We start from the raw sequence: 23,049 nt of genomic DNA, 5'->3' as shown, positions 1-23,049 counted from the left end.
TCAGGACAGGCTGATGAAATATCACAGCTGCCTGAATTCAAGCTTAATGCCCTGAGCGGCCCGGCTCGGGTGACAGGCCCGGGCTCACTGTTTCTCGAAGCGATAGAACAGGTTGGGCTCGCTGACCATGTACAGGTTGCCGGCCTCATCCATGGCCACGCCTTCGGCCCGGGGAATGGTTTTTTCCAGGCCATTGAAGCCACCGAGCAGGGCCATGAAGCTGACCTGTTCGCCCTGCTCGTCCAGCTCCAACAGTAGATGGGAATCAGCCGACAACACCAGGGTATGGCCGGTGCGCGGGTCGATACCCAGGGCCGAAAGGTTGCGCAAGTCGAGTTCGTCGCTGGCCAGCTTCTGCTTGTTGCCCTTGAGTACCTGGCTACCGTCGCTGCTCCAGGTAAACAACGCCGGCGGGCGCTCCTCCCCCAGCAGCAACTGTTGCTTGCGCGGGTTCCAGGCAATGGCTTCGAACGCCTTGTTCTGGTCTGCCGAAGGGCCCAGGTCGTATTTGGGGAAGTCCGCGACATTCAGCGACTGGGTATTGGCATCGACCTTGACGATCACCAGCGAATGCTCGCGCTCATCGACAATCGCCAGCAGGCCATTCTCCAGGACCGCAACCCCTTCCGGGTTGCTCCAGCCCACCAGAGGCATCTTGCGCAGGACGTCGCCTTGCAGCGACAACTCCACCAGAAATGGGTGCTTGCCCATAACCGAAAACAAGGTCTTGGTCTGGGGGTTATAGGAAAGATCGGAGGCCTCGTCCCGCTCCATGCCTGGCAGGACCTTGGCGTCGATCACCGCCCGGTAGCTGGGCAGCCAGATACTGGAGCTGCGTTCAGCGGTACTGACAAAACCTTCCTGAACCCAGAGTGCTCCACGGTCATCCCAATGCATGAGGCTGGCTACGCCATAGCAGATCACGCCCGCCAACAGCAGCCAGGAATACCAGCGCATGCGCAATCGCAAGCGGCGGATGAGGTGAGGTTTGGGCAGAGGGTGGACGTCCATCACACAGATTCCAGAAGCGCGGCCAAAGGTAATAGCACACGAATTTCAGATCCGCGAACCATGAGCTTCGTAATTATCCGGGAAAAATGTGAAAAAACGGTTAAAGGCGCTGATCTCTCTGCGTCGGGCCCCGGATTACCGGGCCCAGCGCAGAAAGATTCGGATCAACGGACGCTGCTGGTGAAACGACTGGCACCGGGAAGCTCCAGCACCAGCTCATCGCCGACATTCAGCGGCCCAACCCCGACCGGCGTGCCCGTGAGGATCACATCGCCAGCCTGCAGGGAGAAACAACCGGCCATGTACTGGATCATCGGCACTATGGGGTTGAGCATGATGGCGCTGTTGCCGTCCTGGCGTACTTCACCGTTGATGGTCAGGCGGATGCCGATGTCGGTCAGGTCGGCGAAGGTGCTGCCCACCACAAAGGGCGCGATCACCGCCGCGCCGTCGAACGACTTGGCGATTTCCCAGGGCAGGCCCTTGGCTTTGAGTTCGGCCTGCTTGTCCCGCAGGGTCAGGTCCAGTGCCGGGGCAAAGCCGGAAATGGCATCCAGCACTTCTTCGCGGCTGGGTTTGGTGGAGAGCGGCTTGCCGATCAACACCGCGATTTCCGCTTCGTAGTGCACCGAACCACGCTCGGAGGGAATGGCGAACCCACCTTCCAGGGGCACCACACAACTGCCCGGCTTGATAAACAACAGGGGTTCGGTAGGTACCGGGTTGTCCAGCTCCTTGGCGTGCTCGGCGTAGTTGCGACCGATGCACACCACCTTGCCCACCGGAAAATGGATCCGGGTACCGTCGACATACTGGTGCTGATAGCTCATTACCGACTCCTGCTTGTGTGCTTTATCTGGACACTACCCGGCTTCAGATCGCGAAGATCTTGCCCGGATTCATGATGCCGTTCGGGTCGAACGCGGCCTTGACCGCCTTCATGTACTCGATCTCCACCGGCGAGCGGCTGTAGGTCAGGTAATCACGCTTGGTCATGCCCACGCCGTGTTCCGCGGAAATCGAGCCGTTGTACTTCTCGACCGTCTCGAACACCCACTTGTTGACCGTCGCGCACTTGGCAAAGAATTCGTCCTTGCTCAGGTTGTCCGGCTTGAGGATGTTCAGGTGCAGGTTGCCGTCGCCGATGTGGCCGAACCAGACGATTTCGAAGTCCGGGTAATGCTTGCCGACGATGGCGTCGATTTCCTGAAGGAAGGCCGGGACTTTCGACACAGTGACCGAAATGTCGTTCTTGTACGGCGTCCAGTGGGAAATGGTCTCGGAGATGTATTCGCGCAGCTTCCACAGGTTGTGCAACTGGGTTTCGCTCTGGCTCATCACGCCGTCCAGCACCCAGCCCTGCTCGACACAGTGCTCGAAGGTTTCCAGGGCGTGGTTGGCCACTTCCTCGGTGGTGGCTTCGAACTCCAGCAGCGCATAGAACGGGCAGTCGGACTCGAACGGTGCCGGTACGTCGCCACGGGCCAGGACCTTGGCCAGGGCCTTGTCGGAGAAGAACTCGAAGGCCGTCAGATCCAGCTTGCCCTGGAAGGCGTGCAACACGGGCATGATCGAGTCGAAATCAGGGGTGCCCAGGACCATCGCCGTGAGGTTCTTCGGTGCCCGGTCCAGGCGCATGGTGGCCTCGACCACGAAGCCCAGGGTGCCCTCGGCGCCGATGAACAGTTGGCGCAAGTCATAGCCGGTGGCGTTCTTGATCAGGTCCTTGTTCAACTCCAGCAGGTCGCCCTTGCCGGTGACCACCTTCATGCCGGCCACCCAATTGCGGGTCATGCCGTAGCGAATGACCTTGATCCCGCCGGCATTGGTACCGATATTGCCGCCAATCTGGCTGGAACCTGCAGAAGCGAAATCCACCGGGTAGTACAGGCCGTTTTCTTGCGCCAGGTTCTGCAACTGCTCGGTGACCACGCCCGGCTGGCACACTGCGGTGCGGTCGGTCAGGTTCAGGTCGAGGATCTGGTTCATATAGTCGAAGGACACCACCACCTCGCCGTTGGCTGCCACCGCTGCCGCCGAAAGCCCGGTGCGACCGCCCGAAGGCACCAGCGCAACCTTGTGCTGATTGGCCCAGCGCACAATGGCCTGGACCTGCTCGATGGTTTTCGGAAACACAATGGCTGTCGGGGCCGGGGCGAAATGCTTGGTCCAATCCTTGCCGTAAGCATTCAGGGAGTCAGCGTCGGTCAGCACCTTGCCAGGCTCAACCAGGGTCTTCAGCTCATCAATCAGGGCAGGATTGGTCATCGACAGAACTCTCGAACAATTCATGGTCATCCTGAGAACGCTTCACGTCGCAGGAATGAGTGTTTAGCGGGGCGCGTATGCTAGCATACCGCCCCCGCAGGAGAGTGCCCAAGGGCCTTTCTGCGGTGTCGGCCCAGTGCCGCCCAGGTCAGCTCAAGCTGTCCACTTCCCTGCCATTTTTCTCCGGGACACAGGTTTACGCAGATGAGCAAGACTTCTCTCGATAAGAGCAAGATCAAGTTCCTTCTCCTCGAAGGCGTCCACCAATCCGCTGTCGACGTCCTCAAGGCCGCCGGCTACACCAGCATCGAGTACCTCACCGGTTCTCTGCCGGAAGCCCAGCTCAAGGAAAAGATCGCCGATGCACACTTCATCGGCATTCGCTCCCGCACTCAACTGACCGAAGAGATCTTCGACCACGCGAAGAAACTGGTCGCAGTGGGCTGCTTCTGCATCGGTACCAACCAGGTTGACCTGTCCGCCGCTCGCGAGCGCGGCATCGCGGTGTTCAACGCGCCTTACTCCAACACCCGTTCGGTAGCCGAGCTGGTGCTGGCCGAGGCCATCCTGCTGCTGCGCGGCATCCCCGAGAAAAACGCTTCCTGCCACCGTGGCGGCTGGATCAAGAGCGCGGCCAACTCCTTCGAAATCCGTGGCAAGAAGCTGGGTATCGTCGGCTACGGCTCCATTGGTACGCAGTTGTCGGTCCTGGCCGAAGGCTTAGGCATGCAGGTGTTTTTCTACGACACCGTGACCAAGCTGCCATTGGGCAACGCCACCCAGGTGGGCAACCTGCACGAACTGCTGGGCATGTCCGACATCGTCACCCTGCACGTGCCGGAAACCGCGGCCACCCAGTGGATGATCGGCGAGAAGGAAATCCGCGCCATCAAGAAAGGCGGCATCCTGATCAACGCCGCCCGCGGCACCGTGGTCGAGCTGGACGCCCTGGCGGACGCGATCAAGGACAAGCACCTGATCGGCGCGGCCATCGACGTATTCCCGGTGGAGCCGCGCTCCAACGACGAAGAGTTCGAAAGCCCGCTGCGCGGCCTGGACAACGTGATCCTGACCCCGCACATCGGCGGTTCCACCGCTGAAGCCCAGGCCAACATCGGCCTGGAAGTGGCAGAAAAACTGGTCAAGTACAGCGACAACGGTACCTCGGTGTCCTCGGTCAACTTCCCTGAAGTGGCGCTGCCGGCCCACCCGGGCAAGCACCGTCTGCTGCACATCCACGAGAACATTCCGGGCGTGATGAGCGAGATCAACAAGGTCTTCGCCGAAAACGGCATCAACATCTCCGGCCAGTTCCTGCAGACCAACGAGAAGGTCGGCTACGTGGTGATCGACGTCGACGCCGAGTACTCGGACCTGGCGCAAGAGAAGCTGCAGCACATCAACGGCACCATCCGTTGCCGCGTGCTGTTCTAAGCCTCGACTGCGGCACAAAAAAGGGAGCCCTCTGGGCTCCCTTTTTTATCGTGTTTACGATTATTTCACTGTTACTGTGATTTTCTTGGAAACGATCACCGGGTTGAAAGGCACGTGGTTCTTGTCCCCCAGTTCCAGTTGCAGGGTGTGCTTGCCGGGTGTCAGGGTCACTTCGGTTTCGGTCTGGGCCTTGCCGAAGTGCAGGTGGTTGGCGTCCATCGGGATCGGCAGGTTCTCGGCAGGCAACTGATCGACATCGATCAGCAGGTGATGGTGGCCGGTGTTGGCGGTCTGATCGCCCGCCGGAGCCAGGGCGATGCCTTCAACGCCGAACTTGACCTTGAAGGTCTTGTCCACGGTGGCCCCGTCGGCCGGGGAAACGATAGTCACCTTGGCGCCGGCAGGTGCCTCGGTACGCGGAATTTCCGCTGCACCGGCCAGCATCGAGGTTCCCAGCAACAGACCGGCCAAAGCAGCACGCGACATAAAAATTTTCATTATCTTCTCCAGTTTTTCCGCAAATCTTTTACGGTTATGACAACTTCGTGGCAATTCGTTGTCGAAGGCACTCAACACCTTAGCAAAGCGAGCCTGAACGGCGCATCGCTCATATAAATTCAAGGAGTGACCATGCGTTTCCTGCCTGGCCTGTTACTTTTGCTGCCCCTTGCGAGCACTTGCGCTCAAGCCGAACTGATGGACGATATCAATGACCGCGGCGAGCTGCGCATCGCCCTGGAAGCCGATACGCCGCCCTTCAATTTCAAGGACGACGGCAAACTCACCGGTTTCGAGGTGGAGTTGGGGCAACTGCTGGCCAGTGAACTGGACGTACGCGCGGACTTCGTGGTGACCGAGGCCGCCGAACTGCTCCCGGGAGTGGAAAGCGGCAAGTTCGACGTGGCGATCAACCACATAGCAATGACCCCGGAACTCAAGGATCGTTTCGATTTCAGCGAACCCTACAGCTATTCCAGTGCGCAGTTGATTGTGCGCAAGGAAGAGCAGCGTCCGCTGTTTTCCCTGCAGGCCCTGCGCGGCCAGGCGCTGGGGGTGGCCCAGGGCAGCCAGTTCGTCGATCAGGCGCGGACTGTGGAAGGGATCAACCTGCGCAGCTACGCCGATGCCCAGCAGCCGATCAAGGACGTGGCGGACAAGCAGATCGACGCTGCCATCAGCGATCGCCTGCTGATTCCCTACGCCATTCGCGACAGCCGCCTGCCGGTGAAGGAAGGCGCCAAGGTCGGACCGACCCTGAGCCTGGCGATCCCCTTCCAGAAAGGTAACCCGGCGTTTCGCGCGAGCCTGGACAGCGCCTTGCAGCGGATCAAGGCCGACGGGCGCCTGATGGCCCTGTCGGAGAAATGGTTCGGCATGGACGCGAGCAAACCGCCGAAGGCCGAAGCCGGGCAGTAAACGACACAAGCTGCCTGGATTGACCTGTAGCCGCAGCCTGCGAACGGCCCGAAGGGACCCAGGGGGGCTGCTAGAGGTCGGCGGGAAATCGTCAAGCAAGGCCCTCAGGGCCTTTTCGCAGCCTCGCTAAAGCTCGGCAGCAGCTACGAGGACAATGCGGCCAGGGCGCTGGCGGCCTCGGGCAGTTGCAGCTCGCTGAAGACTTGCACCCCGTGCTGCTTGAGCAACGCGGCGGTGACGCCCTCCCCCGAAACCTTGACCCCGCTGAAGCTGCCGTCATAGGTCAGCAGGTTGCCGCAGGATGGGCTGTGGGCCTTGAGCACGGCAACGCGGATCCGGTGCTTCTCCACCAGCTCCAGGGCCTGGCGGGCGCCAGCCAGGAACTGGGCGCTGACATCTTCACCTTCGCAGGTCATCACCGGTGCCCGCCCCTCGAGCACATCGACACCCTGCCCGCCGGGGATCTCCGCCGGCGCCCGTGGCGTGGGCAAACCCCCAGCAACCTCCGGACACAAGGCAACCACTCGTCCCTCTTGCTGCCAGGCGGCCAGTTGATCGAACGGGCCGCTGGCACCGCCGTCGTAGCGTACGCGGTGGCCCAACAGGCAGCGGCTGACCAGGATCTTGTGCATATTCAGAACGGCTCGTTACCACGGCGCCGGAACCAGCCGGTCAGGGACAGGCGTTCCCGGGTCGCAGGCATGACTTCATGGGGGACTTCGCCGGAAAGAAACACCACCAGCCGCCCCCCGACAGGGACTACATCGTATTGCCCCCGGTCATTGAGGTACATGCGCAATTGCCCGCCCTGCTCGGGCAGCCACTCCTCATTGAGGTAGACCACCGCCGAGACCATGCGCCGGTCGTCATCGCGAAAGCGATCCACGTGGCGCTTGTAGAAGGCTCCCGGCGGGTACATCGCGAAATGGCATTCGAAATCTTCAAGCCCGAGGAACAGGCCTCGGTTCAGAGCCTCGCGCAGGCTGTCCATCAGTTCCAGGTAGCTATCGCAGGCCTGGGCCTGACCGGGTTCGAGCCACTGGATATGGTCGCCGCGAATACCCTCGCGGATCTCCTGGGCCGGCCCGCGTCCTACCGCCGCCGGCGCCAGTTCACCTTCAGCCGCACGTTTACGGCACTCAGCCGCCAGTTCGAGGGTCAGAGCCTCGGACAGGAAGACATTTTGCTGCGACCAGCCACAGGCGGCCAGGTCGTCGACAATGTTCAACAACAGCGGATGATCAGAGGGTATTTGCATGGCGCGCATAGTATCCAGCCTCAGAAAAATCTGACAGAGCCGCAGAGCGGAGGATGAAGCATTTTTTTCAATGGGCTTACACATCATCGGTTTGCCGAGGGATGCTGATACGAATTCTCGACAACCACCCTCTTGCCCCGGAGAATAGTCGCCTGCTGACAGGAGTCCTTATGCGCCGTTTGCTTTTCTCACTGTTGATCTTCTGCGCCTTGCCTGCCTGGGCAGACAGCCACGACCAGTTGTACCAGGTCGCCGGTTGGGCGCAACAGCGCGCGCATTTCAACGATGCCCTCAGCGCCGCCCAGCAGCGCTACCAGAGCAGCCTGCCGCCGGCGGTCTATCAAGCCCTGGTGGACAACAGCAACCAGCGCTTCGCCCCCCAGGCCGTGGACCGTCGCGCCGAGGCCCAACTGCGGCAGAACCTGGCGGACCCCGCACCGGCCCTGGCCTTCTTCCAGTCGCCCCTGGGCCGCAAGATCGTCGCCGCCGAACTGCTGGCGACCCGCCGCGACCAGCTGGCCAAGAACGCCCAGGGCCTGCCGAAGATGCAGGCCAGCGACAACCGCCAGTTGATCATCGGCCACCTGGCCCAGGCCCTGCCGGCCCGGGAAGCGGGTGCAGAGGTGAGCCTGGCGATTGCCGGTGTCGCCGCCGACAGCCTGAGCCAGATGATTCCCGGCCTGCTGGGGGGCGGCCAGGCCCAGGGCATGCTCAACGGCCAGCGCCAGCGGCTGATGCAGCAGATCGGCAACGACCTGAACAACACCTTGCTGTACGTCTATCGGGATCTGTCCGACACGGAGCTGGAAGAGTTCGCCACCTTCGCCGAATCCAGCGAAGGCAAGGCCTATTACCAGGCCGCCCTGGCAGCGATTCGCGCCGGCCTGGCGGTCGGCCAGAGCACTTCCAGCCTCGCCCCCTGACCCGGCAACTCGCCTGTGACCGCTGCCGAGCCCGCAGGCCCTTGCCTGGCAATCGCCTGACGAGCCTGCAGTAGCCTTGGGCTCTTGCGTCCCTTCGGGCCGTTCGCAGCCTGCGGCAGCGGCTGCACCAATCTCTAGAGGTGCTGGGTCAGAAAGGCGAAGTACTGATCGCGATACAACGGGATTTCATTGGCCAGGTGGTGCCGCGCATCGGGCAGCATCAACAACTCGGGCGCGGCAAACTTGCCACGAATCACCTGCAGATTGTGCTGCCAGTCCACGGTCATGTCCGCATCCCCCTGAACGATCAACGGCTGCCTGGAACTGCGGGGCGCCGCCTCCAGGCGCTTGATCCAGCGCGACAGCGCTCCCACCCAGGCCGTCGGCAAGCGTTGCGGCTGCAACGGGTCGACCTGCAGGAACGCGAGGAAATCCGGGTCGTTGGAGTTTTCACTGAAGCGCCGGGCAATGCCGGTGACGAAGGGCCGCAGCGCGTAATAACTGAGCATCGACCAGCCCCAGGCCCGCGGCCGCACCAGCGGCGAGAGCAGCATCACCTGCCCCTGGGCCGGGCTCTCGGCGCCCTGGTTGAGCAGGTGGTCCATGATGATCGCGCCGCCGGTGCTTTGCCCGAACAGGTGCCAGGGCTCGGGGAGTTCCAGGGACCGGGCCTCGGCGAACAGGCCTTGCAGCACCCGCTGGTACACCGCGAAATCATCGATACTGGCCCGCTCGCCACTGGAAAGGCCGTGCCCGGGCAGGTCGCAGGAAATCACCACGAAACGCCGTTGCAGCGCCCACTCGATCACATGCCGGTACAAGCCCATGTGGTCGTAGAAGCCGTGGAACAGAAACAGCGTGGCCCGTGGCTGCTCCGGCCACCAGACCTGGCTCACCACGTCGTAGCCGTCCACCTGGAAACGCCCCAGGCGGCTGCGCGGCACCAGCGCCCGCCCGGCGAAATCCAGCCCATAGAAGCGCTGGTAGGCCTGCCCCTCCACCGACAAAGGCTGCCCGGCGACCAGAGGTTGCAGGCTGGCACGCAGGTGGTCGGGGTCGAAAGTGGCGGGCATAGAGAATTCCAAAGCGGGGGTACCGGCGACAAAACGGGCTTTCTGGGCCTGCGATATTCATCTGTCGCGGCAAGCATGGCAAGCTACGCGACCTTCGAGGACCGATCTTAATGCGCCAGTCTTACCGCACGCCCCTGCTTGCCAGCCTGCTTGTCCTGATCTGCGCCGTGGTGCTGTGGAACGCCTACGAATGGTTCCAGGGCCGCTATCTGCGGGCGTTCAGCGAGCACACCGCGATGTTCTCCGGCGACCCGTTGCAACTGCCCGCCGAACTGGCCGGCCCCGGGGCGATCCGCCTGGTGCATTTCTGGGACCCGGCCTGCCCCTGCAATGTCGGTAACCAGCAGCACCTGGCCGAGCTGATCGAAACCTATGGCCCGCGGGGCGTGGAGTTCTATGCCGTACAGAAGCCCGGCAGCCACGGCCAGCTACCCGCCACCCTGAGCCGCCTGAAGCACCTCGACAGCCTGCCCGGAGCGGAACAGATCCCCGCCAGCCCGGCAGTGGCGATCTGGGACCGCAACGGCAAGCTGGCCTACTTCGGCCCCTACAGCGAAGGCCTGACCTGCAATTCCAGCAACAGCTTCATCGAGCCCATCCTCCAGGCCCTTGAGGACAATCGCCCGGTCAGCGCCACCCACACCCTGGCCATCGGCTGCTACTGCCCCTGGCCGGCCGAACAAGGCATTCGCGACTAATCAAGGACTGCCTCCTGCGCGAGGCCCCTGACTTGTGCTAAATCTCTGCAGCTCTCCCAAGGCGGCATTGAATACAACAACAGCAAGGAGCCCGCATGAAACGCAGCCTGACCGTCGTCGCCGTACTGATCCTCGCCCTGTTGGCAGGGCTTGCCGGCTACCTGTACAGCAAACAGCCGACGCGTCAGGGCCAGGTCGAGCTCAATGGCCTGCAAGGCTCGGTCACCGTGCGTTACGACGAACGCGGGGTGCCGCACATTCGCGCCGAAAACGAAGCCGACCTGTACCGCGCCCTGGGCTACGTGCACGCCCAGGACCGGCTGTTCCAGATGGAAGTGCTGCGGCGCCTGTCCCGGGGCGAGCTGGCAGAGGTGCTGGGGCCCAAGCTGGTGGACACCGACAAACTGTTCCGCAGCCTGCGGATTCGCGAACGGGCCGACAGCTATATCGCCGGGCTCGACCATCAGTCACCCGCCTGGAAGGCCCTGGAAGCCTATCTGGACGGCATCAACCAGTATCAGGACAGCCACGCCAGCCCCATCGAGTTCGACGTCCTGGGTATCCGCAAGCGGCCTTTCACCGCAGAAGACACCGTCAGCGTCGCCGGTTTCATGGCCTACAGCTTTGCCATGGCCTTTCGCACCGAGCCGCTGCTGACCTACATCCGCGACGAACTGGGCAATGACTACCTAAAGGTGTTCGACCTCGACTGGCAGCCCAAGGGCGTGCTGGCCAAGGGCAAGACCCCACCTTCAGCGCCACTGGCCGCCGTCGACTGGCAGGGCCTGGGCCGGATCGCCCGCCTGAGCCAGCAAGCCCTGGAAGAAGCCGGGCTGCCGCAATTCGAGGGCAGCAATGCCTGGGTGGTTTCCGGCTCGCGGACCAAGAGCGGCCGCGCGCTGCTGGCCGGCGACCCGCATATCCGCTACTCGCTGCCGTCGGTGTGGTACGAGGCCCAGCTCTCGGCCCCTGGCTTTGAACTCTACGGTCATCACCAGGCCCTGGTGCCCTTCGCCTTCCTCGGCCACAACCTGGACTTCGGCTGGAGCCTGACCATGTTCCAGAACGATGACCTCGACCTGATCGCCGAAAAGGTCAACCCGGAGAACCCCAATCAGGTCTGGTTCCACGACAAGTGGGTGGACCTGATCACCAGCGAGCAGCAGATCGCCGTCAAGGGCCAGGCCCCGGTGACCCTGACCCTGCGCCAGTCGCCCCACGGCCCGATCATCAACGACATGCTCGGCACCACCGTGGGCAAGGCGCCGATCGCCATGTGGTGGGGTTTCCTGGAAACCCCGAACCCGATCCTCGACGGCTTCTACCAGCTCAACCGCGCAGACACCCTGGCCAAGGTCCGCGCTGCGGCCGCCAAGGTCCATGCACCGGGCCTGAACATCGTCTGGGCCAACGCCAAGGGCGACATCGGCTGGTGGGCGGCGGCGCTCCTGCCCAAGCGCCCGGCGGGGGCCAAGCCGGCCTTCATCCTCGATGGCAGCACCAGCCTGGCGGACAAGGAAGGCTTCTACCCCTTCAGCGCCAACCCCCAGGAAGAGAACCCGGCCCGGGGCTATATCGTCTCGGCCAACTTCCAGCCGGTATCCCCCACCGGCATGGAGATCCCCGGCTACTACAACCTGGCCGACCGTGGTCAGCAACTGGATCGGCAGCTCAGCGACAAGAGCCAGAAATGGGACCTGGAGAACACCCAGAAACTGCAGTTGGGCACCACCACCGCCTACGGGCCGCGCCTGCTGGCGCCGCTGTTGCCGGTGTTGCGTGAAGTGGTCAGCGACCCCGAGGAACTGAAGCTGGTGGAGCAACTGGCGAAATGGCAGGGCGACTATCCACTGGAATCCACCAGCGCGACGCTGTTCAACCAGTTCCTGTTCAACCTGGCCGATGCCACTTTCCATGAAAAACTCGGCGACGCCTATTTCGACGCCCTGATCCAGGCCCGGGTGGTGGACGCCGCCCTGCCCCGACTGGCGGCGGACCCCGACTCGCCCTGGTGGGACAACCGCACCACGCCCCAGCGCGAAAGCCGCGCCGACACGGTCAAGCTGGCCTGGCGCGCCAGTATCGACCACCTGCGCCTGACCCTGGGCGCCAACCCGGCGCAATGGCGCTGGGGCCAGGCCCACACGCTGACCCACGGCCACCCGCTGGGCATGCAGAAGCCCCTGGACCGGCTGTTCAACGTCGGCCCCCTGGACGCCCCCGGTAGCCACGAGGTGCCGAACAACCTCACCGCCAAGATCGGCCCGGCGCCCTGGTCAGTAGTCTACGGGCCCTCGACCCGGCGCATCATCGACTTCGCCGACCCGGCCCACAGCCTGACCATCAACCCGGTGGGCCAGAGTGGCGTGCTGTTCGACAAGCATTACGACGATCAGGCCGAAGCCTATATCGAAGGGGTCTACCAGCAGGCGCACTTCAGCGACGAGGAAGTCACCGCCAACACCCGCAGCACCCTGAAGCTGCTGCCGGCACGCCCCCGGGTCCCCGCGCCCTGACCAGCGGCGGGTGTAGAAGCGAGCTGGCCAGCGAAGAGGCCAGCAAGCCCTGCACTCCGCTGAAGGACGCCTTCGCCGGCAAGCCGGCTCCTACAAGGGTACGGTGCTGAAGTTCAGGCGGAACTGTTGCGGGGTCAGCCCCAGGCGCCGGTTGAACACGCTGCGCATGTGCTGGGCATCGCGAAAGCCGCAGGCGTAGGCCACGGTCTTGAGCGGCGCCGCGCTGCGTTCGAGCATCCCCCGCGCCGCATCCATCCGCGCGCCTTCGACAAATTCCGCCGGAGTCACCCCCGCTTCTCGAACGAACACTCGGGCAAAATTGCGCGGGCTCATGTTCACCGCCCGGGCCAGCTCGGCAATGCTCAGGTCCGCCTGCAACCGGTCCTGCACATGCTGCTGGACCCGAGCCACGGTGGAGGTGGTCTCGGCCTGGGGCAGCAGAAACGGGCTGAACTGCGACTGCCCCCCCGTGCGCTGGGTGAACACCACCAGACGCTTGGCCACGCTCAGGGCCACCCCCGCACCATGATCCTGGGCCAGCAGGTACAGCGACAGGTCGATGCCGGCGGTGACGCCCGCCGAAGTGAACAGCCTGCCGTCCTGGACGTACAGTCGATCAGCCTCGACCCGGGTGCCAGGGCACAGCGCAGCCAGCGCCGGTGCATCGCTCCAGTGGGTGGTCACCGTGCGCCCTTCCAGCAACCCGGCCCGGGCCAGGATGAACGCGCCGTTGCAGATCGAGCCGAAGCCCTTGGCCCGGGCGCAGGCCTCCCGCAGCCAGGCGTAGAAGGCCGGGCTGAACTGGCTGCCAGGCACCTGCGGGCCGCCCGCCACCAGCAACAGGTCAAAGGGCTCCAGGGCCTGGGTGAAGGAACAATGGGCGTGTAACAGCAGGCCATTGGAACAGGCCTGCGCCCCAGCCTCGACGCCAATCACCCGCAAGCGGTAATGATCCTCGGCCGGCAGAAACCGGTTGGCTTCGCAAAACACATCCATGGGCCCGGTGACATCGAGGGCCTGGACACCCGGAAAAACCAGCACGGCAACGCTTCTACCCATGGCGCAAACAGCCCTCAATGACCCGCGCCCGGCAACCCCGAGCGGCGGGCAATTGTCGCAAGCAAAGCTCGGGGGAACATAGCACTGGCAGGAAATGCACGCAGGTTGGCCGGGATCGCAGCCCCGGTGCGATTGTGGGCCGAAAGGGCCGGTAACAGACTGAAGGCTCCAGCGCCAGAACGGCGCCCGCCACGAGGAACGCCCCATGAGCTCCACCATCGCCGGGATCCGGATACCCGACAGCGCCCTGGCCCGGGCCACCACCGAGTACATCCGCGATGTCGAATCCGACCTGCTTTATCACCACTCGCGCCGGGTGTTCCTGTTCGGCGCCCTGAGCGGCGAACGCCGGCAGCTGGCTTACGACCCGCAGTTGCTCTACGTCGGCGCCATGTTCCACGACCTGGGGTTGGTGGAGGGCCTGCGCAGCGCCGACCAGCGCTTCGAAGTCGACGGCGCCAACGCCGCACGCGACTTTCTCCAGCCCTACGGCCTCAGCGCCGACGATATCGAGCAGGTCTGGCTGTCCATCGCCTTGCACACCACCCCAGGCATCCCCCAGCACCTGCGCCCTACCGTGGCCCTGGTCACCGCCGGGGTCGAGATGGATGTGCTGGGCATCGACTACGCCGCGTTCCCCGCGGCCCAGCGTGAAGCCGTGGTCCACGCCCACCCGCGCGGTGAAGGCTTCAAGGAATGCATCATCTGCGCCTTCGCCGACGGCCTGCGCCATCGCCCGCAAACCACCTTCGGCAACGTCAAGACCGACGTCCTGGCCGACCAGCAGCCAGGGTTCAAGGCGTTGAATTTCGTCGAGGTGATTCGCCGTTCACCCTGGCAATCCTGACCCATCACCAGCGCTGCAGGAGCTGGCTGGCCAGCGAAGAGACCCGCAAGCCCAATCCCCTTCTGAAGTACGCTTGCCCCGGCAAGGGCCAATAAAAAACCTCGCTCCCGGAAACCGGGGCGAGGTTTTTTGATGACACAACCGCAACTCAGGCGGTTTCCGGCGCCTGGGCCCGACGCACGTCCGGCTGTTTCCAGGAGTCGGCAGCGCTTTCCTCGATGGCCTGCTGGATCGCCCGCTTGCGGGCTTCTTCGGCGCGCCGGCTGAAGAACCAGACCAGGAAGGTCACCAGAGACACCGCCAGCAGGATCAGGCTGGCCACGGCGTTGATCTCAGGCTTCACCCCCAGGCGCACCGCCGAGAACACTTCCATCGGCAAGGTGGTGGAACCCGGGCCGGAGACGAAGCTGGCCAGTACCAGGTCATCCAGGGACAGGGCGAAGGACATCATGCCGCCCGCCGCCAGCGAAGGCGCGATCATCGGGATGGTGATCAGGAAGAACACCTTCCACGGTCGCGCGCCCAGGTCCATGGCCGCCTCTTCGATGGACAGGTCCAGCTCACGCAGGCGGGCCGACACCACCACTGCCACATAGGCGGCGCAGAACGTGGTGTGGGCGATCCAGATGGTGACGATGCCGCGCTCCTGAGGCCAGCCGACCGCCTGGGCCATGGCCACGAACAGCAGCAGCAAGGAAAGACCGGTGATCACTTCCGGCATCACCAACGGCGCGGTGACCAGGCCACCGAACAGGGTACGGCCCTTGAAGCGGGTGATCCGGGTCAGCACGAACGCCGCCAGGGTGCCCAGTGCCACCGCTGCTACAGCGGTGTAGCAGGCGATTTCCAGGGAGCGCATCACCGAGCCCATCAGTTGCTGGTTATCCAGCAGGCCGATGTACCACTTGATTGACCAGCCGCCCCACACCGTCACCAGCTTGGAGGCGTTGAACGAGTAGATCACCAGGATCAGCATCGGCAGGTAGATGAACAACAGGCCGAGCACCAGCATCAGGCTGGAGAAACTGAAGCGCTTCATTCCTTGCCCTCCATTTCCTTGGCCTGACTGCGGTTGAACAGGATGATCGGCACAATCAGGATCGCCAGCATCACCACCGCCAGGGCGGATGCCACCGGCCAGTCACGGTTGTTGAAGAACTCTTGCCACAGCACCTTGCCGATCATCAGGGTTTCCGGACCGCCCAGCAGTTCCGGAATCACGAACTCACCCACCACCGGGATGAACACCAGCATGCAGCCGGCGATGATGCCGTTCTTGGACAGCGGCACGGTGATTTTCCAGAAGCTGTTGAAGGTACTCGAACCCAGGTCGGCCGCGGCCTCCAGCAGGCTGGTGTCGTGTTTCACCAGGTTCGCGTACAGCGGCAGGATCATGAACGGCAGGTAGGAATAGACCACACCGATATACACCGCGATGTTGGTGTTGAGGATCTGCAGCGGCTCGTTGATCCAGCCCATGGACATCAGGAAGCCATTGAGCAGGCCGTTGTTGCTGAGGATGCCCATCCAGGCATAGACGCGGATCAGGATCGCGGTCCAGGTCGGCATCATGATCAGCAGCACCAGCACCGTCTGCAATTCCTTACGGGCACTGGCGATGGCGTAGGCCATCGGGTAGCCGATCAGCAGGCAGAGGATGGTGCTGAAGAACGCCATCTTCAGCGAGCCGAGGTATGCGGCGATATAGAGTTCGTCGTCGCCGAGCATCGCGTAGTTGCCCAGGTTCAGCAGCAACTGCAGCTTCTGGTCGACGTAGCTGTAGATCTCGGTGTACGGCGGAATGGCCACGTCCGCTTCGGCGAAGCTGATCTTCAAGACGATGAAGAACGGCAGCATGAAGAACAGGAACAGCCAGATGAACGGAACCCCGATGACCAGCTGACGGCCACCGGGAATTATTCGATTGAGTCGGCGCTTGAGCTTTCGCATGTTCATGAGCGCAGTACCACGCCGCTGTCGTCTTCCCACCAGACGTAGACCTGGTCACCCCAGGTCGGCCGCGCACCACGGCGCTCGGCGTTGGCGACGAAGGATTGCACCAGCTTGCCGCTCGGCAGTTCGACGTAGAACACCGAGTGGCCGCCCAGGTAGGCAATGTCGTGGACCTTGCCGCTGGACCAGTTGTACTCGCAGGTCGGCATCTCGGCAGTCACCAGGAGCTTTTCCGGGCGGATCGCGTAGGTCACCGATTTGTCCTGCACCGAAGTGCTGATGCCGTGGCCGACATAGATGCTGCGGTCCAGGTCCTTGCAGGTGATCAGCGCGTGGCCCTCGGCATCGTCCACCACTTCACCCTCGAAGATGTTGACGTTGCCGATGAATTCGCAGACCAGGCGGCTGACCGGGGTCTCGTAGATGTCGATCGGGCTGCCGATCTGGGCGATCCAGCCCAGGTGCATGATGGCGATGCGTTCGGCCATGGTCATGGCCTCTTCCTGGTCGTGGGTCACCATTACGCAGGTCACGCCCACGCGCTCGATGATCTCCACCAGCTCCAGTTGCATCTGTGAGCGCAGCTTCTTGTCCAGGGCGCCCATGGGCTCGTCCAGCAAGAGCAGCTTGGGACGCTTGGCCAGGGAACGGGCCAGGGCCACGCGCTGGCGCTGGCCGCCGGAGAGCTGGTGCGGCTTGCGCTTGGCGTACTGGCTCATCTGCACCAGCTTGAGCATCTCTGCCACCCGGGCGTCGATCTCGGCGGCAGGAATCTTGTCCTGCTTGAGGCCGAAGGCGATGTTCTGGGCCACGGTCATGTGGGGGAACAAGGCGTAGGACTGGAACATCATGTTGATCGGCCGTTCGTAGGGCGGCATGTCAGTGATGTCTACACCATCGAGGAAGATTCGCCCCTCCGTTGGCCGTTCGAAGCCGGCCAGCATCCGCAGCAAGGTGGACTTGCCTGAACCCGAACCGCCGAGCAGGGCGAAGATCTCGCCCTTCTTGATTTCCAGGGACACATCGTCCACGGCAACCGTCTCGTCGAACTTCTTCGTGACCCGGTCGATTTTGACCAGCACCTGCTTAGGTGTCTGGTCGCCCTCGAGGGCTTTCTTATAGGCGCCGGAGGCAACTGCCATTTGCGAAACTCCCAACAAAATTTGCAGCCCGCCCCATGCGGGCGGACCTTGGATAGTTTGAGCCTGTGGAACTATTTACCCGTCTTGACCTTGGTCCAGCTGCGGGTCATCAAGCGTTGGATATTGGGTGGCAACTCGGTGGACACGTAGGTCTTGTCGAGCACTTCCTGCGGTGGGTAGACCGCTTCGTCGGTGCGGATGGACTGCTCCATCAGCTTGTCCGACCCGGGGTTGGGGTTGGCATAACCGACATAGTCACTGACCTGAGCGATCACTTCAGGTTGCAGCAAATAGTTGATGAAGGCGTGGGCCTGCTTGACGTTGGTCGAATCCTTGGGGATCGCCAGCATGTCGAACCACAGGGCACCGCCCTCCTTCGGAATCGCATAGGCGATGTTCACACCCTTGCCGGCATCGGCGGCCCGGGCCTTGGCCTGGAACACATCGCCGGAAAACCCGATGGCCACGCAGATATTGCCGTTGGCCAGGTCCGAGATGTACTTGGACGAATGGAAGTAGGTCACGTAAGGACGCACTGCCAGTAACGTGGCCTCGGCCTTCTTGTAGTCCTGGGGGTTGGTGCTGTTGGCGTTCAGGCCCAGGTAGTTGAGGACCGTGGGCATCATCTCGTCGGCGGAGTCGAGGAAGGCCACGCCGCAGCTGTTGAGCTTCTTGATGTTCTCCGGCTCGAACAGCACGCTCCAGGAATCGATCTTGTCCACGCCCAGGGCGGCCTTGACCTTGTCGACGTTGTAGCCGATGCCGTTGGTCCCCCACAGGTACGGCACCGCGTACTGGTTGCCCGGATCGTTCATTTCCAGACGCTTGAGCAGGACCGGATCAAGGTTCGAATAGTGGGTCAGCAGGCTCTTGTCGAGCTTCTGGAAAGCCCCGGCCTTGATCTGCTTGCCCAGGAAGTGGTTGGACGGCACGACCACGTCATAACCGGTACGACCGGCCAGCAACTTGCCTTCCAGGGTTTCATTGGAATCGAATACGTCATACACCGGCTTGATACCGGTGGCCTTTTCAAACTCGGCCAGGGTGTTCTGACCGATGTAATCGGACCAGTTATAAATATGCACGGTCGGTGCAGCCTGGACGCCAGCCATCAGCGTCAGGCCGGCGGCGGCCAGCATGGCTTTGCGAAATAAAGAAATAGGCAAGTGGAGGTCCTCTTAAATAGTTGGGCCCAAGTTGCCCCGCGCTACCTGACAGCCTCCAAGCTGCCCAGCAACAAAACCGGCGCGCAACTTACCCTCGATAAACCAATCCAGCAAAACTTTCTGTCATTTAATTGTTTCCTGTTGCCGCCCTCGCCACGACGACGGCAACAGGGAGTGCTGCAAATCGGCTTATTTGCCGGATTTGATCTTGGTCCAGCTGCGGGTCAGGATGCGCTGGGTCGCGGCCGGCAGGTCGGCGATCGCGTACAGCTTGGCCTGCACCTCAGCTGGCGGGTACACGCCCGGGTCGCTGGTGATGTCTTTATCGACCAATGGGGTTGCAGCCGCGTTACCGTTGGGGAAACGCACGGCGTTGGTGATTTCGGCCATGACTTCAGGCTTTTGCAGGAAGGTCATGAACTTGTAGGCGCCTTCGACGTTTTCCGCGTCTTTGGGGATGGCCACCATGTCATAGAAGCTGCCAGCACCTTCTTTGGGGATGTTGTAGCTGACCTTGACCTTGTCACCGGCTTCGGCGGCACGGGCCTTGGCCTGGTAGATGTCGCCCGAGTAACCCACGGCGACGCAGATGTTGCCGTTGGCCAGGTCGGAGATGTACTTGGAGGAGTGGAAGTAGGCGATCGAAGGACGGATCTTGAGGAACAGCGCTTCGGCTTCAGCCAGTTGCTTCTTGTCCTGGCTGTCGGTCGGGTAGCCCAGGTAGTGCAGCGCCACCGGAATCATCTCGGTTGGCGAATCGAGGAAGCTGACGCCGCAGGCCTTCAGCTTCTCAGCGTTCTCAGGCTTGAACAGCAGGTCCCAGGAGTTGGTCGGTGCATCGGCACCCAGCGCGGCCTTGACCTTCTCGGCGTTGAAGCCGATACCGATCGAGCCCCACATGTAAGGGAAGGCATGCTTGTTGCCCGGGTCGCTCACCGAAACCGCCTTGAGCAGCGATTCGTTGAGGTTCTTCCAGTTCGGCAACTTGGAGCGGTCCAGTTCCTGGTAGACACCGGCCTTGATCTGCTTGGCCAGGAAGTTGTTGGAAGGCACCACAACGTCATAACCGGACTTGCCGGCGAGCAACTTGGCTTCCAGGGTTTCATTGCTGTCGAACACGTCGTAGACAACCTTGATGCCCGACTCGGCTTCAAACTTCTTGATAGTGTCCGGCGCGATGTAATCGGACCAGTTGTAAACGTGCAGCACTTTATCGTCCGCTTGTGCCGCCGCCGCCATCACGCCCATCAGGGACATGGCGAGGAGGGTCTTGCCAGCTAACTTCATACCTAATGCCTTCATGCGTAATGCTCCAATTATTCTTTTTAACCACTCGCTCAGCGGCCAATATCCGGGCAACCAAAACGGCGGGTAGTCTGGCAAGATCCAAGGCCGGCTTTCAAGAAAAGACCAGGCTTTTACATCTGCTTTGAACGCAGTGCCCGCAAGCACCGCGCTCAAAGCCTAGCACTCAGCCCTCGAGCACACTCAAGGTCAGGTCCAGACACTTGCGCGCCTTGGCCACCAGCTCGTCGATCTCCGCCTCGCTGATCACCAGGGGCGGCGCAATGATCATGGTGTCACCCACCGCGCGCATGATCAGGCCGTTGTCGAAGCAGAACTGCCGGCAGATCATGCCCACGCCTCGGCCTTCGTAACGCGCCCGGGTGGCCTTGTCCTTGACCAGTTCGATGGCCCCCAGCAGCCCTACCCCGCGAACCTCGCCCACCAGCGGGTGGTCGCTCAACTCGCGCAGACGTTTCTGCAAATACGGTGCCGCTTTTTCATGGGCGCGCTGGATAATTTTCTCTTCGCGCATGATGCGGATGTTTTCCAGGGCCACGGCAGCGGCCACCGGGTGCCCGGAATAGGTGAAACCGTGGTTGAAGTCGCCGCCCTCGTTGAGCACCGCCACCACTTCATCGCGCACGATCAGCCCACCCATGGGGATGTAGCCGGAGGTCAGGCCCTTGGCGATGGTCATCATGTCCGGCTTGAGGTCGTAGAAATCGCTACCGAACCACTCACCGGTGCGCCCGAAGCCACAGATCACTTCATCGGCAACGAACAGGATGTCGTACTTGGCAAGGATTTCCTTGATCCGCGGCCAGTAGCTGTCCGGCGGCACGATCACGCCACCGGCGCCCTGGATCGGTTCGGCGATAAAGGCCCCGACATTGTCCACGCCCAGTTCGAGGATCTTCTCTTCGAGCTGGTTGGCGGCCCAGATACCGAACTCTTCGGGGCTCATGTCGCCGCCTTCGGCGAACCAGTAAGGCTGCGGGATATGGACGATACCCGGGATCGGCAAGTCGCCCTGCTCGTGCATGTAGGTCATGCCGCCGAGGCTGGCACCGGCCACAGTGGAACCGTGGTAGCCATTGACCCGGCTGATGATGGTTTTCTTGTTCGGCTGGCCCTTGATCGCCCAGTAGTGGCGGACCATGCGCAGCATGGTGTCGTTGCCTTCGGAGCCGGAACCGGTGAAGAACACGTGGTTCATGCCTTCTGGCGCGATATCGGCGATCGCCTTGGACAGCTCCAGCACCGGTGGGTGGGCAGTCTGGAAGAACAGGTTGTAATAGGGCAGTTCGCGCATTTGCTTGCTGGCGGCTTCCGCCAGTTCGTCACGGCCATAGCCGATGGCTACGCACCACAGGCCGGCCATGCCGTCGAGAATCTGATTGCCTTCACTGTCCCAGAGGTACACACCCTTGGCATGGGTGATGATCCGCGGGCCCTTTTCCTTCAGTTGCTTGAAGTCACTGAACGGTGCCAGGTGGTGATCACTGCTGAGGGTTTGCCACTCGCGGGTTTGCGGGTTTTTATGAGTCATCAATCTCTCCTTAGTGTCAGTGAAGGCGCCACTGGCGGGCAGTGGCGCCCGGCGGATCAGACGGCGAACAACAGGAACTCCCGCTCCCACGAACTGATCACGCGCTTGAAGTTTTCGTGCTCGGCCCGCTTCACCGCTACATAGCCGGTGATGAACTTCTGGCCCAGGTACTTCTCGATGGTCTTGCTGTTTTCCATGCGCTCCAGCGCGTCTTCGATGGTCAGTGGCAGGCGCAGGTTGCGGCGCTCGTAGCCACGGCCCACCACGGGCGCGCTCGGGTTGTGGCCTTCGACCATGCCGATGTAGCCACACAGCAGGCTGGCGGCGATGGCCAGGTACGGGTTGGCGTCGGCGCCCGGCAGGCGGTTTTCCACGCGACGGTTCTGTGGCCCGGCATCCGGCACCCGCAGGCCCACGGTGCGGTTCTCTTCGCCCCACTCGACGTTCACCGGCGCCGAGGTATCGGGCAGGAAACGACGGAACGAGTTGACGTTGGGGGCGAACAGCGGCAGCAGCTCGGGAATGAACTTCTGCAAACCACCGATGTGGTTGAGGAACAGCTGGCTCATGGTCCCGTCTTCATTGGAGAAGACGTTCTTGCCGGTGTTGATGTCGATGATGCTCTGGTGCAGGTGCATGGCGCTGCCGGGCTCGCCGGTCATGGGCTTGGCCATGAAGGTGGCGGCCACGTCGTGCTTGAGCGCGGCTTCGCGCATGGTGCGCTTGAACACCAGGATCTGGTCGGCCAGGGACAGGGCATCGCCGTGACGGAAGTTGATCTCCATCTGCGCCGTGCCGTCCTCGTGGATCAGCGTGTCCAGGTCCAGCTCCTGCAGTTCGCACCAGTCGTAGACGTCTTCGAACAGCGGGTCGAATTCGTTCGCAGCCTCAATGGAGAACGACTGGCGCCCGGTTTCCGGGCGGCCGGAGCGGCCGATCGGCGGCTGCAGCGGGTAGTCCGGGTCGTCGCTGCGCTTGGTCAGGTAGAACTCCATCTCCGGCGCCACGATGGGCTGCCAGCCGTGGTCGGCGTAGAGTTTCAGGACTTTCTTCAGGACGTTGCGCGGCGACAGCTCGATGGGGTTGCCCTGCTTGTCGTAGGTGTCATGGATCACCTGGGCAGTGGGCTCGATGGCCCAGGGCACAAGGTACACCGCGTTCTGGTCCGGGCGGCAGACCATGTCGATGTCGGCCGGGTCCAGCAGTTCGTAATAGATGTCGTCTTCGACATAGTCGCCGGTCACGGTCTGCAGCAGCACGCTCTCGGGCAGGCGCATGCCTTTTTCGGCAATGAACTTGTTGGTCGGCGAGATCTTGCCCCGGGTGATCCCGGTCAAATCGCCGATCATGCATTCGACTTCTGTGATCTTGTGGTCTTTCAACCAATCGGTGAGCTGGTCGAGGTTGTTACTCATAAATGCCTCTAGGCTGAGTTTCCTGACTCTCTAT

21 protein-coding genes are annotated in these 23,049 nt (G+C 62.4%); 6 read left to right on the top strand and 15 right to left on the bottom strand.

What is annotated here, in order from left to right; all coding sequences use genetic code 11:
* Positions 1–84 precede the first annotated feature (84 nt).
* From AC1RMG_RS23165 to AC1RMG_RS23155, 3 genes are all read right to left on the bottom strand, one after another.
* Positions 85–1,011 carry an SdiA-regulated domain-containing protein gene (locus AC1RMG_RS23165; RefSeq protein ID WP_125062287.1) on the bottom strand — a complete coding sequence of 309 codons (927 nt, stop codon included), beginning with the start codon at positions 1,009–1,011 and terminating at the stop codon, positions 85–87.
* Between the two features lie 164 nt (positions 1,012–1,175).
* A complete protein-coding gene (locus AC1RMG_RS23160; RefSeq protein ID WP_152686517.1) occupies positions 1,176–1,841 on the bottom strand; it encodes a fumarylacetoacetate hydrolase family protein in 666 nt (221 codons plus the stop codon).
* A gap of 43 nt (positions 1,842–1,884) precedes the next feature.
* Positions 1,885–3,279: an FAD-binding oxidoreductase gene (locus AC1RMG_RS23155; RefSeq protein WP_019093428.1), complete on the bottom strand. Its 1,395-nt coding sequence runs from the start codon at positions 3,277–3,279 to the stop codon at positions 1,885–1,887.
* A 204-nt stretch (positions 3,280–3,483) separates the two neighbouring features.
* On the opposite strand from AC1RMG_RS23155, the gene serA reads away from it, so the two are divergent.
* Positions 3,484–4,713 (top strand): phosphoglycerate dehydrogenase, encoded by a 1,230-nt coding sequence (gene serA / locus AC1RMG_RS23150; RefSeq protein WP_011064084.1) that lies wholly within the window; start codon positions 3,484–3,486, stop codon positions 4,711–4,713.
* Between the two features lie 60 nt (positions 4,714–4,773).
* On the opposite strand, the gene AC1RMG_RS23145 is transcribed toward serA, so the two are convergent.
* Entirely contained in the window at positions 4,774–5,211 is a 438-nt protein-coding gene (locus AC1RMG_RS23145; protein WP_011064085.1) for a DUF4399 domain-containing protein, read from the bottom strand.
* A 132-nt stretch (positions 5,212–5,343) separates the two neighbouring features.
* Here AC1RMG_RS23145 and AC1RMG_RS23140 point away from each other — a divergent pair, with 132 nt between their 5' ends.
* Positions 5,344–6,129 (top strand): transporter substrate-binding domain-containing protein, encoded by a 786-nt coding sequence (locus tag AC1RMG_RS23140; protein WP_011064086.1) that lies wholly within the window; start codon positions 5,344–5,346, stop codon positions 6,127–6,129.
* Positions 6,130–6,272: 143 nt separating this feature from the next.
* On the opposite strand, the gene AC1RMG_RS23135 is transcribed toward AC1RMG_RS23140, so the two are convergent.
* Together AC1RMG_RS23135 and AC1RMG_RS23130 are read right to left on the bottom strand one after the other, a co-directional pair.
* Complete coding sequence (locus AC1RMG_RS23135) at positions 6,273–6,761, bottom strand: 2-thiouracil desulfurase family protein (protein ID WP_011064087.1); 489 nt, start codon at positions 6,759–6,761, stop codon at positions 6,273–6,275.
* 2 nt (positions 6,762–6,763) lie between these two features.
* The gene (locus AC1RMG_RS23130; protein WP_011064088.1) at positions 6,764–7,396 is read right to left on the bottom strand and encodes a 2OG-Fe(II) oxygenase; all 633 of its coding nucleotides are present in this window, start codon (positions 7,394–7,396) and stop codon (positions 6,764–6,766) included.
* A 161-nt stretch (positions 7,397–7,557) separates the two neighbouring features.
* Between AC1RMG_RS23130 and AC1RMG_RS23125 the strand changes: the two genes are divergently transcribed.
* Positions 7,558–8,310 carry a DUF2059 domain-containing protein gene (locus tag AC1RMG_RS23125; RefSeq protein WP_011064089.1) on the top strand — a complete coding sequence of 251 codons (753 nt, stop codon included), beginning with the start codon at positions 7,558–7,560 and terminating at the stop codon, positions 8,308–8,310.
* Between the two features lie 134 nt (positions 8,311–8,444).
* Here AC1RMG_RS23125 and bipL read toward each other — a convergent pair whose 3' ends face one another.
* On the bottom strand, positions 8,445–9,383 hold the full coding sequence (gene bipL, locus AC1RMG_RS23120) for a phospholipase BipL (protein ID WP_072443523.1): 939 nt from the start codon (positions 9,381–9,383) through the stop codon (positions 8,445–8,447).
* A 110-nt stretch (positions 9,384–9,493) separates the two neighbouring features.
* On the opposite strand from bipL, the gene AC1RMG_RS23115 reads away from it, so the two are divergent.
* Positions 9,494–10,081 (top strand): DUF6436 domain-containing protein, encoded by a 588-nt coding sequence (locus tag AC1RMG_RS23115; protein ID WP_019093425.1) that lies wholly within the window; start codon positions 9,494–9,496, stop codon positions 10,079–10,081.
* Between the two features lie 95 nt (positions 10,082–10,176).
* Positions 10,177–12,597, top strand: a complete 2,421-nt coding sequence (locus tag AC1RMG_RS23110; protein WP_072443521.1) for a penicillin acylase family protein — start codon at positions 10,177–10,179, stop codon at positions 12,595–12,597.
* 90 nt (positions 12,598–12,687) lie between these two features.
* Here AC1RMG_RS23110 and AC1RMG_RS23105 read toward each other — a convergent pair whose 3' ends face one another.
* Positions 12,688–13,656, bottom strand: a complete 969-nt coding sequence (locus tag AC1RMG_RS23105) for a GlxA family transcriptional regulator (protein WP_065365065.1) — start codon at positions 13,654–13,656, stop codon at positions 12,688–12,690.
* A 205-nt stretch (positions 13,657–13,861) separates the two neighbouring features.
* Here AC1RMG_RS23105 and AC1RMG_RS23100 point away from each other — a divergent pair, with 205 nt between their 5' ends.
* On the top strand, positions 13,862–14,503 hold the full coding sequence (locus tag AC1RMG_RS23100; protein WP_011064094.1) for an HD domain-containing protein: 642 nt from the start codon (positions 13,862–13,864) through the stop codon (positions 14,501–14,503).
* A 148-nt stretch (positions 14,504–14,651) separates the two neighbouring features.
* Here the strand turns inward: AC1RMG_RS23100 and AC1RMG_RS23095 are convergent, their stop codons facing one another.
* The 7 genes from AC1RMG_RS23095 to AC1RMG_RS23065 all read right to left on the bottom strand — a co-directional run bounded on the left by AC1RMG_RS23095 (position 14,652) and on the right by AC1RMG_RS23065 (position 23,015).
* Positions 14,652–15,542, bottom strand: a complete 891-nt coding sequence (locus AC1RMG_RS23095) for an ABC transporter permease subunit (RefSeq protein WP_011064095.1) — start codon at positions 15,540–15,542, stop codon at positions 14,652–14,654.
* Positions 15,539–16,420: an ABC transporter permease subunit gene (locus AC1RMG_RS23090; RefSeq protein ID WP_169892555.1), complete on the bottom strand. Its 882-nt coding sequence runs from the start codon at positions 16,418–16,420 to the stop codon at positions 15,539–15,541. The genes AC1RMG_RS23095 and AC1RMG_RS23090 overlap by 4 nt, the downstream gene beginning before the upstream one ends.
* A gap of 35 nt (positions 16,421–16,455) precedes the next feature.
* The gene (locus AC1RMG_RS23085) at positions 16,456–17,598 is read right to left on the bottom strand and encodes an ABC transporter ATP-binding protein (RefSeq protein ID WP_041120308.1); all 1,143 of its coding nucleotides are present in this window, start codon (positions 17,596–17,598) and stop codon (positions 16,456–16,458) included.
* 71 nt (positions 17,599–17,669) lie between these two features.
* The gene (locus AC1RMG_RS23080; protein ID WP_015637412.1) at positions 17,670–18,764 is read right to left on the bottom strand and encodes a polyamine ABC transporter substrate-binding protein; all 1,095 of its coding nucleotides are present in this window, start codon (positions 18,762–18,764) and stop codon (positions 17,670–17,672) included.
* 189 nt (positions 18,765–18,953) lie between these two features.
* Complete coding sequence (locus AC1RMG_RS23075; RefSeq protein ID WP_026020018.1) at positions 18,954–20,051, bottom strand: polyamine ABC transporter substrate-binding protein; 1,098 nt, start codon at positions 20,049–20,051, stop codon at positions 18,954–18,956.
* A 184-nt stretch (positions 20,052–20,235) separates the two neighbouring features.
* Positions 20,236–21,600, bottom strand: coding sequence for an aspartate aminotransferase family protein (locus AC1RMG_RS23070; RefSeq protein WP_011064100.1), 1,365 nt, complete (start codon positions 21,598–21,600; stop codon positions 20,236–20,238).
* A gap of 56 nt (positions 21,601–21,656) precedes the next feature.
* On the bottom strand, positions 21,657–23,015 hold the full coding sequence (locus tag AC1RMG_RS23065) for a glutamine synthetase family protein (protein WP_011064101.1): 1,359 nt from the start codon (positions 23,013–23,015) through the stop codon (positions 21,657–21,659).
* Positions 23,016–23,049: the final 34 nt, after the last annotated feature.

This window comes from Pseudomonas sp. GW822-FHT04H02, from assembly GCF_058800645.1.
This window is presented reverse-complemented; position numbering and strand designations above follow the sequence as displayed.

Excerpts from the sequence above, each read along its gene's own strand:
- AC1RMG_RS23165 (WP_125062287.1), bottom strand. The coding sequence starts at position 1,011 with ATGGACGTCCACCCTCTGCCCAAACCTCACCTCATCCGCCGCTTGCGA.
- AC1RMG_RS23160 (WP_152686517.1), bottom strand. The coding sequence starts at position 1,841 with ATGAGCTATCAGCACCAGTATGTCGACGGTACCCGGATCCATTTTCCG.
- AC1RMG_RS23155 (WP_019093428.1), bottom strand. The coding sequence starts at position 3,279 with ATGACCAATCCTGCCCTGATTGATGAGCTGAAGACCCTGGTTGAGCCT.
- serA (WP_011064084.1), top strand. The coding sequence starts at position 3,484 with ATGAGCAAGACTTCTCTCGATAAGAGCAAGATCAAGTTCCTTCTCCTC.
- AC1RMG_RS23145 (WP_011064085.1), bottom strand. The coding sequence starts at position 5,211 with ATGAAAATTTTTATGTCGCGTGCTGCTTTGGCCGGTCTGTTGCTGGGA.
- AC1RMG_RS23140 (WP_011064086.1), top strand. The coding sequence starts at position 5,344 with ATGCGTTTCCTGCCTGGCCTGTTACTTTTGCTGCCCCTTGCGAGCACT.
- AC1RMG_RS23135 (WP_011064087.1), bottom strand. The coding sequence starts at position 6,761 with ATGCACAAGATCCTGGTCAGCCGCTGCCTGTTGGGCCACCGCGTACGC.
- AC1RMG_RS23130 (WP_011064088.1), bottom strand. The coding sequence starts at position 7,396 with ATGCGCGCCATGCAAATACCCTCTGATCATCCGCTGTTGTTGAACATT.
- AC1RMG_RS23125 (WP_011064089.1), top strand. The coding sequence starts at position 7,558 with ATGCGCCGTTTGCTTTTCTCACTGTTGATCTTCTGCGCCTTGCCTGCC.
- bipL (WP_072443523.1), bottom strand. The coding sequence starts at position 9,383 with ATGCCCGCCACTTTCGACCCCGACCACCTGCGTGCCAGCCTGCAACCT.
- AC1RMG_RS23115 (WP_019093425.1), top strand. The coding sequence starts at position 9,494 with ATGCGCCAGTCTTACCGCACGCCCCTGCTTGCCAGCCTGCTTGTCCTG.
- AC1RMG_RS23110 (WP_072443521.1), top strand. The coding sequence starts at position 10,177 with ATGAAACGCAGCCTGACCGTCGTCGCCGTACTGATCCTCGCCCTGTTG.
- AC1RMG_RS23105 (WP_065365065.1), bottom strand. The coding sequence starts at position 13,656 with ATGGGTAGAAGCGTTGCCGTGCTGGTTTTTCCGGGTGTCCAGGCCCTC.
- AC1RMG_RS23100 (WP_011064094.1), top strand. The coding sequence starts at position 13,862 with ATGAGCTCCACCATCGCCGGGATCCGGATACCCGACAGCGCCCTGGCC.
- AC1RMG_RS23095 (WP_011064095.1), bottom strand. The coding sequence starts at position 15,542 with ATGAAGCGCTTCAGTTTCTCCAGCCTGATGCTGGTGCTCGGCCTGTTG.
- AC1RMG_RS23085 (WP_041120308.1), bottom strand. The coding sequence starts at position 17,598 with ATGGCAGTTGCCTCCGGCGCCTATAAGAAAGCCCTCGAGGGCGACCAG.
- AC1RMG_RS23075 (WP_026020018.1), bottom strand. The coding sequence starts at position 20,051 with ATGAAGTTAGCTGGCAAGACCCTCCTCGCCATGTCCCTGATGGGCGTG.
- AC1RMG_RS23070 (WP_011064100.1), bottom strand. The coding sequence starts at position 21,600 with ATGACTCATAAAAACCCGCAAACCCGCGAGTGGCAAACCCTCAGCAGT.
- AC1RMG_RS23065 (WP_011064101.1), bottom strand. The coding sequence starts at position 23,015 with ATGAGTAACAACCTCGACCAGCTCACCGATTGGTTGAAAGACCACAAG.